Origin of the sequence: uncultured Maricaulis sp., from assembly GCF_905480005.1 — a bacterium.
In the GTDB taxonomy this organism is placed as follows: domain Bacteria; phylum Pseudomonadota; class Alphaproteobacteria; order Caulobacterales; family Maricaulaceae; genus Maricaulis.
On the sequence record NZ_CAJQOO010000137.1, the window covers coordinates 1 to 7,901 of the forward strand.

Genomic DNA, 7,901 nt, shown 5'->3' on the forward strand with positions numbered 1-7,901 from the left:
CATCAAAAATGCTGAAATCCGCAGCCTTACCCCGATTGACCCCCCCAAATCGCGCGTATAGGTTCCGCGCTCCTCGTTCGGGGAGCCGATAGCTCAGCTGGTAGAGCAACTGACTTTTAATCAGTAGGTCCAGGGTTCGAACCCCTGTCGGCTCACCATTTCAGGATTTTCCGTAACATCGCTTGAAATGGCACGTCGCCGCGTGCGGGACCGCGCCTGTTTTGCGTGCGCAAAGCGGATGCGGCTTTCTCTCGGCAAGGCATTTATGGCGGGGGTGTGCGTGGGCGCGCGTCTATCCGACCTCGGCACGCACCTGCGGCTCCGCACGCGATTGCGGCGGAGGTGGGAGGAAGCGGGATGCCGGCGGACACCGGGGTGTCCGTGTGGCTGGTCTGCGGTGTCCGTGGTGTCCTCGGCATCCCGCTTGCGGAGTTTTCCCGGGCTGTCTCCACCCCGATTCCAATGCGTCAGGTAGATGGGGTCGGTCGTTTAGTGCCCCGCGACCTGGTCGCACGCCCTGCCGGAGCATCGGGATGTCACTCCCGAGGCGCGGACAGGCTCCGCTCGTTTCCGGGCACAAGTGACTGAGCTCGTGCCTCCCGTCCCGAAAACCGCAGGCAGTGTCCCACGGCCCAGCTAGGGGGAGGATAAGTTTTCTGGATTTTGTGCGGCGAGGTGCTTTCCCTCTCCCTTGGGAGAGGGCCAGGGTGAGGGGTAAATCCCGGTGATCGCGGGCGTTTGCCCCCTCATCCGGCCTCCGGCCACCTTCTCCCAGGGGAGAAGGAAGGCTGAGCGCAGAGGGGATAAGTCCTGTGCAGTGGTGCGGAAAATGGGGACACACACCATTTTCGCCCATATCTCGCGCGCCCGGCGCAAACTCCTCCAGAGGAAGACGGTATGTGTCCTCGCTTATTCGAGACAACACACACCATTTCGCGCCTAGCGCAATCCCGTCCCCTAATCCCATGACAGCCAGCGGGCCGTATCCGGTTCTTGAGGTCAAGGGCGGCGCAGCCGCCGCTTTGCGGTTCCACCCTTGACCTCAAGAACCGGATACGGCGAACTCCCGGCAAGGGATTTATGGCGGGGCGTGCGCCCGTGCGCCTGGTGAATGGCTTCAATCGTCCCACACGCTCCCGTCCCACACGCTCCCGTCCAACACACCCCGTCCTCCCTCCATTTTCCCGGGCGAAGACCCGGGGCCTACGAGACCGTCCGCAGAGCGAGGCGTCTCCGGGCAAGGGGCGGCATGTCCGACCGACAGGCTGCCCAACACCCACACCCAATTCACCGCAACGTCGCCAGTCACTTGCCGCGGCTTTCCCCGGCTGATCTGGCCTCGCTGGTTCAACCCGGCTGACTTCGCTGGCATGCTGTCTCGCTGAGAATCACGCGGGGCTGTTTGGGCCTCGGCAGGAGGAGTGCGACATGGCCGTCATCGACAATGAAAGCTTTGCGCAGGCGCGTGCCGGGGCGGGTGGATCGGATGTCGAGGCCGCCTATCTCGAACTGCTTCGCGACATTCTCGAGAACGGCGCCGAGCAGGCTGACCGGACCGGCGTCGGGACGATGTCGGTCTTCGGCCGCCAGCTGCGGTGTGACCTGTCCAAGGGCTTCCCGCTTCTGACCACCAAGAAGGTGCATTTCAAGTCGATCGCCATCGAGCTGCTCTGGTTCCTGCGCGGCGAGACCAATGTGCGCTGGCTGCAGGAGCGTGGCGTCAAGATATGGGATGAGTGGGCCGACGAGAATGGTGATCTCGGCCCGGTCTATGGCAAGCAATGGCGCCGCTGGGAGGGTCCGGACGGCACCGAGATCGACCAGCTGTCCAATATCCTCGAGCAGATCCGCAACAACCCGGCCTCCCGCCGGCTGATCGTGTCGGGCTGGAACCCGGCCGATGTGCCCAATATGGCGCTGCCGCCCTGCCACACGCTCTATCAGTTCAATGTCGCGAACGGGAAGCTGAGCTGCCAGCTCTATCAGCGCTCGGCCGACATGTTCCTCGGCGTGCCGTTCAATATTGCCTCCTATGCGCTGCTGACGGCGATGGTGGCGCAGGTGTGCGGGCTCGAGCCGGGCGAATACATCCACACTTTCGGCGACGCCCATATCTATTCCAATCACATGGACCAGGTCCGCGAGCAGCTCTCTCGCGCGCCGCGCGCCCTGCCGCAGCTGAAACTCAATCCGCAGGCGACCGACTTGTTCGGCTTTGAATACGAGGACATCGCGCTGGAGGGGTATGACCCGCATCCGCGCATCACCGCCCCGGTCGCCGTTTAGCGGCCAGGGAGGGCGCACCATGTCCGGATCGCTTGATGAGCTCGCCGACAAGATTGTCCGGGTCTCCGATATCTATGCCGCGCATTACGACATTGACCGCGCCGGTGACTGGCCGCTGCTGAAACTGCAGGAAGAAATCGGCGAGCTGACCCAGGCCTATCTCACCACGACCGGCCGCACTCGCCGTCCCGCCGACGCGGCGGCGCGCGAACAGCTGGCGCTGGAAATGGCCGACGCGCTGGGCATGCTCCTGATCATGGCGAAAGCCGAAGGCATCGACCTGGACGCCGCCATGCAACGCAAATGGCTGCACTGGCTCGATCGTGACAGCGCGGTTCTGGAGCCGGGCGATGACGGCGCGACCCGTCAAGCCGGTGAGACCGGTAAGACCGGTGAGGGCTGAACCATGACCACCATCATCCCCAAAATCGCGATTGTCGTGGCGCGCGGCGCCAATGGGGTGATCGGCGCGGACGGGGATCTGCCCTGGCGCCTGTCCTCGGACCTTCAGCGCTTCAAGGCGATCACCACCGGCAAGCCGATCATCATGGGGCGCAAGACCTGGGAGAGTCTGCCGAGGCGACCTCTGCCGGGTCGACTCAATATCGTGGTGACGCGTCAGGACGGCTATGTCGCAGAGGGCGCTCGCGTGGTCGGCGATCTTGGCGATGCCATGGATGCAGCCTTCATGCAGGCCAATCAGGACGGGGTCGACGAGGTCTGCGTGATCGGCGGGGCGCAGATTTATGCCGCGACCCTGGCCCTGACGGACCGCCTCTATCTTACCGAGGTTGAGGCCAGTCCCGCCGGCGATGCCCGCCTGCCGGGAATCGTGGAGGCCGAGTGGCGCGAAGTCGCGCGCGAGGCCCATCCGGCCGGTGAGCGCGATGACCACGCCTTTGTCCTGCGCACACTCGAACGTGCCTGACACAGCGCGTTCGCGCATCAAGGGGGGATGTTCTGCTGCGGCGTCCCACCCGATTACCCTTGAACCGCAACGCGCATGCGTTCATTTAGTGCAGCAAGGTTAATTGAGAGGATCGATCCAGCACATGCCGTGGAACGACAATCAGGGTGGAGGCGCCGGAGGCCCATGGGGCTCCGGCGGAAACAATAATAACGGCCAGAACCCGTGGGGACAGCGTCCCCAGGGGGGTGGCGGACCGGAAGGTCCCGATCTCGACGAGGTCGTCCGCGACATGCAGCGCAAGATGCGCGGCATGTTTGGCGGTGGCGGCTCCGGCAAGGATGGCGGATCCGGCGGCGGCAAGGGAGCCGGCGCCTTCGGCTTCGGCCTGATCGTGCTGATCCTGGTCGGCGTCTGGTTCATCATGCCGGGTTCCGGCTGGTACCAGGTCGGGGCGAACCAGGCCGGTGTCGTGCTGCGTTTCGGCGAGTACAGCCGGACCACCACGCCGGGCTTCCACTTCAAACTGCCCAGCCCGATCGAAACCGTCATTCTGCCAGAAGTGACGACGACCAATTCGATCACGATCGGTCAGGGCCCGGCCGGCCAGATGCTGACCCGCGACGAGAATATCGTCGATATCGATTTCGCCGTGCAGTGGCGTGTCGATCTGGGTTACCAGGAAGGCGTGCGTGACTATCTCTTCAATGTCCGCAATCCGGAAGGCACCGTCGCTGCCGTGGCCGAAAGCGCCATGCGTGAAGTCGTCGGCACATCCGACCTGCAATTCATCATCACCGAAGGCCGGTCCGAAGTGTCCCGCCGGACGCGTGAAATCCTGCAGGAAACGCTGAATGAATACGAGGCCGGTATCGAAATCCTGCAGGTCAATCTGCGGAATGCCGAGCCGCCCGAGCGGGTCATCGACGCCTTCCGCGGCGTGGATATTGCCCAGCAGGAAGCCGAGCGGGCCCAGCTGGACGCCACAGCCCACGCCAACCGGGTGATCCCGGAAGCGCGCGGTGTTGCCGCCCAGCTGACCCAGGAAGCCGAAGCCTATCGGGACAATGTCATCGCTGAAGCCCAGGGTAATGCCGACCGCTTCATCGCGATCTATGACGAATATGTGCAGGCGCCTGACGTCACCCGTCGCCGCATGTACCTGGAAACCATGGAGCGTGTGCTTGGCAATTCCGAGCTGATCATTCTCGATGGTGAAGCCGGGGCGCTGCCCTATCTGCCGCTTGACCAACTCGGTCAGAACCGCACCCGCAATCAAGGAGGCAACCAATGATCCGCACACTGGGAATCATCATTCTCGTCGTCGCTGTCTTCATCGGCCTCCAGAGTGTCTACACCGTCTCGGAAACCGAACAGGCGCTGATCCTGCGTCTCGGCGAGCCGGTTGATGCGGTCAATGAAGTGTCCGAGCCAGATCCCGGCCTGCACTTCAAGACGCCTTTCATCATCGACGTGCTGATCTTCGACAAGCGTAATCTGGAACTCGATCTGGATGCCGAGGAAATCCTCGCCTCCGACCAGGAACGCCTGATCGTCGACGCCTTCCTGCGCTACCGGATCACCGATCCGCTGCGCTTCTACCAGACCTTCCGTGACGAGCGCGGTGCGCGTGTGCGCCTCGAGCAGATCATGGATGACAGCCTGCGCGGCGTGATCGCCTCCATCCCGTCCTCCGATGTCATCTCCGGCCAGCGTGCCGAGCTGATGACCCGGGTTCAGGCCGCGGTGGAAGCCCAGGTCGAGACCGGCCGTTTCGGTATCGAGGTCATTGACGTGCGGATCCTTGCCGCCGACCTGCCGCCGCAGATCGCCGACAATGTCTTCCAGCGGATGCGCTCCGAGCGTGAACAGGAAGCGGCGCAATATCGCGCCGAGGGCGAACAGCGTGCCACGGAGATCCGGGCCGATGCCGATCGCCAGGCCTCGATCATCCGGGCCCAGGCCCGCGCCGATGCCCAGCGTCTGCGGGGTGAAGGGGATGCGCGTCAGAACCAGATCTACGCCCAGGCCTATAATCAGGACATGGAGTTCTTCGCCTTCTACCGCTCCATGCTCGCCTATGAGCAGGCGGTCCAGGAAGGGACACCGATCGTGATTCCGCCGGACTCGGAATTCTTCCGCTATTTCCGCAGCGAGACCGGCGAATAGTCGCTCGCTGACGGATCACCGACCAGGGCAGGGCCCGGTTCCGCACAGGCGGGCCGGGCCCTGTTCGTTCCCGGCCGCCGGCAACGCCCGGGCGCGCGCGTGACGAAAGCGTCATGCGCATGACGATTGCGATACTGCGGTTGCGGGAAGCCCTCGCGAAGCGGTATTCACCTTGTCAGAACATAACTTGCCCGGAATTTGCTTGGGTGAGTGTCAGCGATACGGCTTAGCGATCCAGCACGGCGGACCATGATGCAGCGTTTCCTCGTCCTCACGACTTTCCTGGCAGCCCTTCTTTCGGTGGCTGTCACGCCCGCCCTGCAGGCACATCCGGCACCGGACGGCTTTGCCGATCTCGCCGAACGCCTGTCGCCGGCGGTCGTGAATATCTCTGCCGCCCAGCGGCTGGACAGTGAGGACGGCCTGCCGGAATTCCCGGAAGGGTCTCCCCTGGAGCGCTTCAACGATATATTCGGCAATGCACCGCGCATCGCCAATTCGCTGGGTTCGGGTTTCATCATTGATCCGTCCGGCCTGGTCGTGACCAATAACCACGTCATTGACGGCGCCGACGAGGTCGAGGTCTCACTGCCGGACGGTCGTGCCTTCCGCGCCGAAGTGGTCGGAATTGACAGCGTCACCGATCTCGCCGTGCTGCGCATGGATGTCGATGAGCCGATGCCCTTTGTGGCGTTTGCCGACAGTGACACAGCGCGGGTCGGCGATTGGGTGATCGCGATCGGCAATCCCTTTGGCCTCGGCGGTACGTTGACCGCGGGTGTCGTCTCAGCACGGGGCCGTGAGGCCGGCGGACGGTATGACGACTATATCCAGACCGATGTTGCCATCAATACGGGCAATTCCGGTGGTCCCCTGTTCAACATGGATGGTGAAGTGGTTGGCGTGAACACGCTCATCCTGTCGCCGACCGGTGCCAGCGTCGGTATCTCGCTGTCCATTCCAGCCAATCTGGCGGAAACCGTGGTCAGCCAGCTCGTCGAATTCGGTGAGACGCGCCGCGGCTGGCTCGGTGTCTCGGTCCTGCGTGTGACGCCCGAGATGGCGGAAAGCTTTGACCTGGCTACGCCCTATGGCGCGATCGTCTCGCGCATCGAGGAGGATGGTCCGGCCGCCGCCAGCGGTCTGCGCAATGGCGACCTGGTCCTGCAGTTTGACGGGCGCCGCGTGCGTGACAGCCGGTCCTTCCAGCGCATGGCCGCCGAGACCGAGATTGGCCGGGAAATCGAGCTCGAAATCATCCGCCGCGACCGGCCGATGACCGTCTCCTTGACGGTCGGCGCGCTCTCCGAAGGCGATGATGAGGATGCCACGGTGAATGCCACGGTCATTGCCCCGACCCCGACCAATGGCAATGAGGTGATGGGCATGACTTTTGGCACGCTGGACACGGCCTCGCGCCGGCGTTTCCGCGTCCATCCCGATGCCGAGGGCGTTCTGGTGACCGAGGTCGACCCGACCAGCGATGCGGCCGGCAAGGTCCGTCCCGGTGATGTGATCGAGGAAGTGGAGTTCGCACGCGTCGACAGCGTCGCCGCGATCCGCGAGATCGTGGATGGCCATGGCGGCGGCCCGGTCCGCTTCCAGATCAATCGCGGTGGCCAATACGTCCTGCAATCGATCCGGCCGTGACGCCCTGCCTGCTGATTGCGGGCCCTACGGCGGCGGGCAAGACCGCGCTTTCGCTCGCGGCTGCGGAAATCCTCGGCGGTGACATCATCAATGCCGACTCCATGCAGGTCTATGACGGCCTGCCGCTGATCACGGCCCAGCCTGATGCCGGCGAGCGGGCGCGGGCGCCCCATCATCTCTTCGGCACCATTGACCCCGCCGTGCGCTATTCGGTCGGGGAGTGGACCCGGGATGCGCTGGCCCTGATCACTGAGTCCCGCGGCCGCGGCCGGGTGCCGGTCCTGGTCGGCGGGACCGGGCTTTACTTCAACGCACTGGTCCGCGGACTGGCTCCGGTCCCGGAGATTGGTGCGGTCACGCGCCGCCGCGTGGCCGACATGCTGGACGCGGCCGGTTTGTCCGGCCTGCGGGCCGAGGCGCTGCGTCTTGATCCCGTTGCTGCGCGACGTGTCGAGGCCGCGGATCGGCAGCGACTGATGCGTATCGTCGAAGTTGCGCTCGAGACCGGACGTCCGCTGAGTGCCTTCCAGGCCGACACGGTGGCGCCACTGGCAGCGGGGACGTGGCGCGGTATCGTGATCGAGCCGGACCGCGAGGCGCTCTATGCCCGTATCGATCACCGTTTCGACAGCATGCTGAACGCCGGAGCGCTGGACGAGGTCGCAGCCTTTGCCGCGCGAAGCCTGGATCCGGACCTGCCCGCCAGCAAGGCCTTGGGCGTGCCGCAACTCATGTCGCATTTGCGCGGTGAAACAACCCTCGACGACGCTGTCAGTCTCGCCAAGCGTGATAGTCGCCGCTACGCCAAACGGCAGGGGACATGGTTTCGTAATCAGGCGGCCAGCTGGGACCGGATAAACACGCTGGACCCGGCCGCTGCCCGCGACGC

7 protein-coding genes and 1 tRNA gene are annotated in these 7,901 nt (G+C 64.4%); all 8 read left to right on the forward strand.

The window, feature by feature from the left end:
• Positions 1-82 precede the first annotated feature (82 nt).
• Positions 83-158 (forward strand) — tRNA-Lys (locus tag QZ266_RS12440).
• Between the two features lie 1,270 nt (positions 159-1,428).
• A complete protein-coding gene (locus tag QZ266_RS12445; RefSeq protein WP_295695639.1) occupies positions 1,429-2,286 on the forward strand; it encodes a thymidylate synthase in 858 nt (285 codons plus the stop codon).
• 19 nt (positions 2,287-2,305) lie between these two features.
• Complete coding sequence (locus QZ266_RS12450) at positions 2,306-2,689, forward strand: phosphoribosyl-ATP pyrophosphohydrolase (protein ID WP_295695641.1); 384 nt, start codon at positions 2,306-2,308, stop codon at positions 2,687-2,689.
• A 3-nt stretch (positions 2,690-2,692) separates the two neighbouring features.
• Positions 2,693-3,214, forward strand: a complete 522-nt coding sequence (locus tag QZ266_RS12455; protein ID WP_295695642.1) for a dihydrofolate reductase — start codon at positions 2,693-2,695, stop codon at positions 3,212-3,214.
• A 124-nt stretch (positions 3,215-3,338) separates the two neighbouring features.
• On the forward strand, positions 3,339-4,487 hold the full coding sequence (gene hflK / locus QZ266_RS12460; RefSeq protein WP_295695644.1) for an FtsH protease activity modulator HflK: 1,149 nt from the start codon (positions 3,339-3,341) through the stop codon (positions 4,485-4,487).
• Positions 4,484-5,362 carry a protease modulator HflC gene (hflC, locus tag QZ266_RS12465; RefSeq protein ID WP_295695647.1) on the forward strand — a complete coding sequence of 293 codons (879 nt, stop codon included), beginning with the start codon at positions 4,484-4,486 and terminating at the stop codon, positions 5,360-5,362. Before hflK ends, hflC begins: the two co-directional genes overlap by 4 nt.
• Before the next feature lie 249 nt (positions 5,363-5,611).
• On the forward strand, positions 5,612-7,012 hold the full coding sequence (locus QZ266_RS12470; RefSeq protein ID WP_295695649.1) for a Do family serine endopeptidase: 1,401 nt from the start codon (positions 5,612-5,614) through the stop codon (positions 7,010-7,012).
• Positions 7,009-7,901, forward strand: an 893-nt coding sequence (gene miaA / locus QZ266_RS12475) for a tRNA (adenosine(37)-N6)-dimethylallyltransferase MiaA (RefSeq protein ID WP_295695650.1), incomplete at its 3' end; no start/stop codon positions are given. The genes QZ266_RS12470 and miaA, both read left to right, overlap by 4 nt.

Excerpts from the sequence above, each read along its gene's own strand:
- QZ266_RS12445 (WP_295695639.1), top strand. The coding sequence starts at position 1,429 with ATGGCCGTCATCGACAATGAAAGCTTTGCGCAGGCGCGTGCCGGGGCG.
- QZ266_RS12450 (WP_295695641.1), top strand. The coding sequence starts at position 2,306 with ATGTCCGGATCGCTTGATGAGCTCGCCGACAAGATTGTCCGGGTCTCC.
- QZ266_RS12455 (WP_295695642.1), top strand. The coding sequence starts at position 2,693 with ATGACCACCATCATCCCCAAAATCGCGATTGTCGTGGCGCGCGGCGCC.
- hflK (WP_295695644.1), top strand. The coding sequence starts at position 3,339 with ATGCCGTGGAACGACAATCAGGGTGGAGGCGCCGGAGGCCCATGGGGC.
- hflC (WP_295695647.1), top strand. The coding sequence starts at position 4,484 with ATGATCCGCACACTGGGAATCATCATTCTCGTCGTCGCTGTCTTCATC.
- QZ266_RS12470 (WP_295695649.1), top strand. The coding sequence starts at position 5,612 with ATGATGCAGCGTTTCCTCGTCCTCACGACTTTCCTGGCAGCCCTTCTT.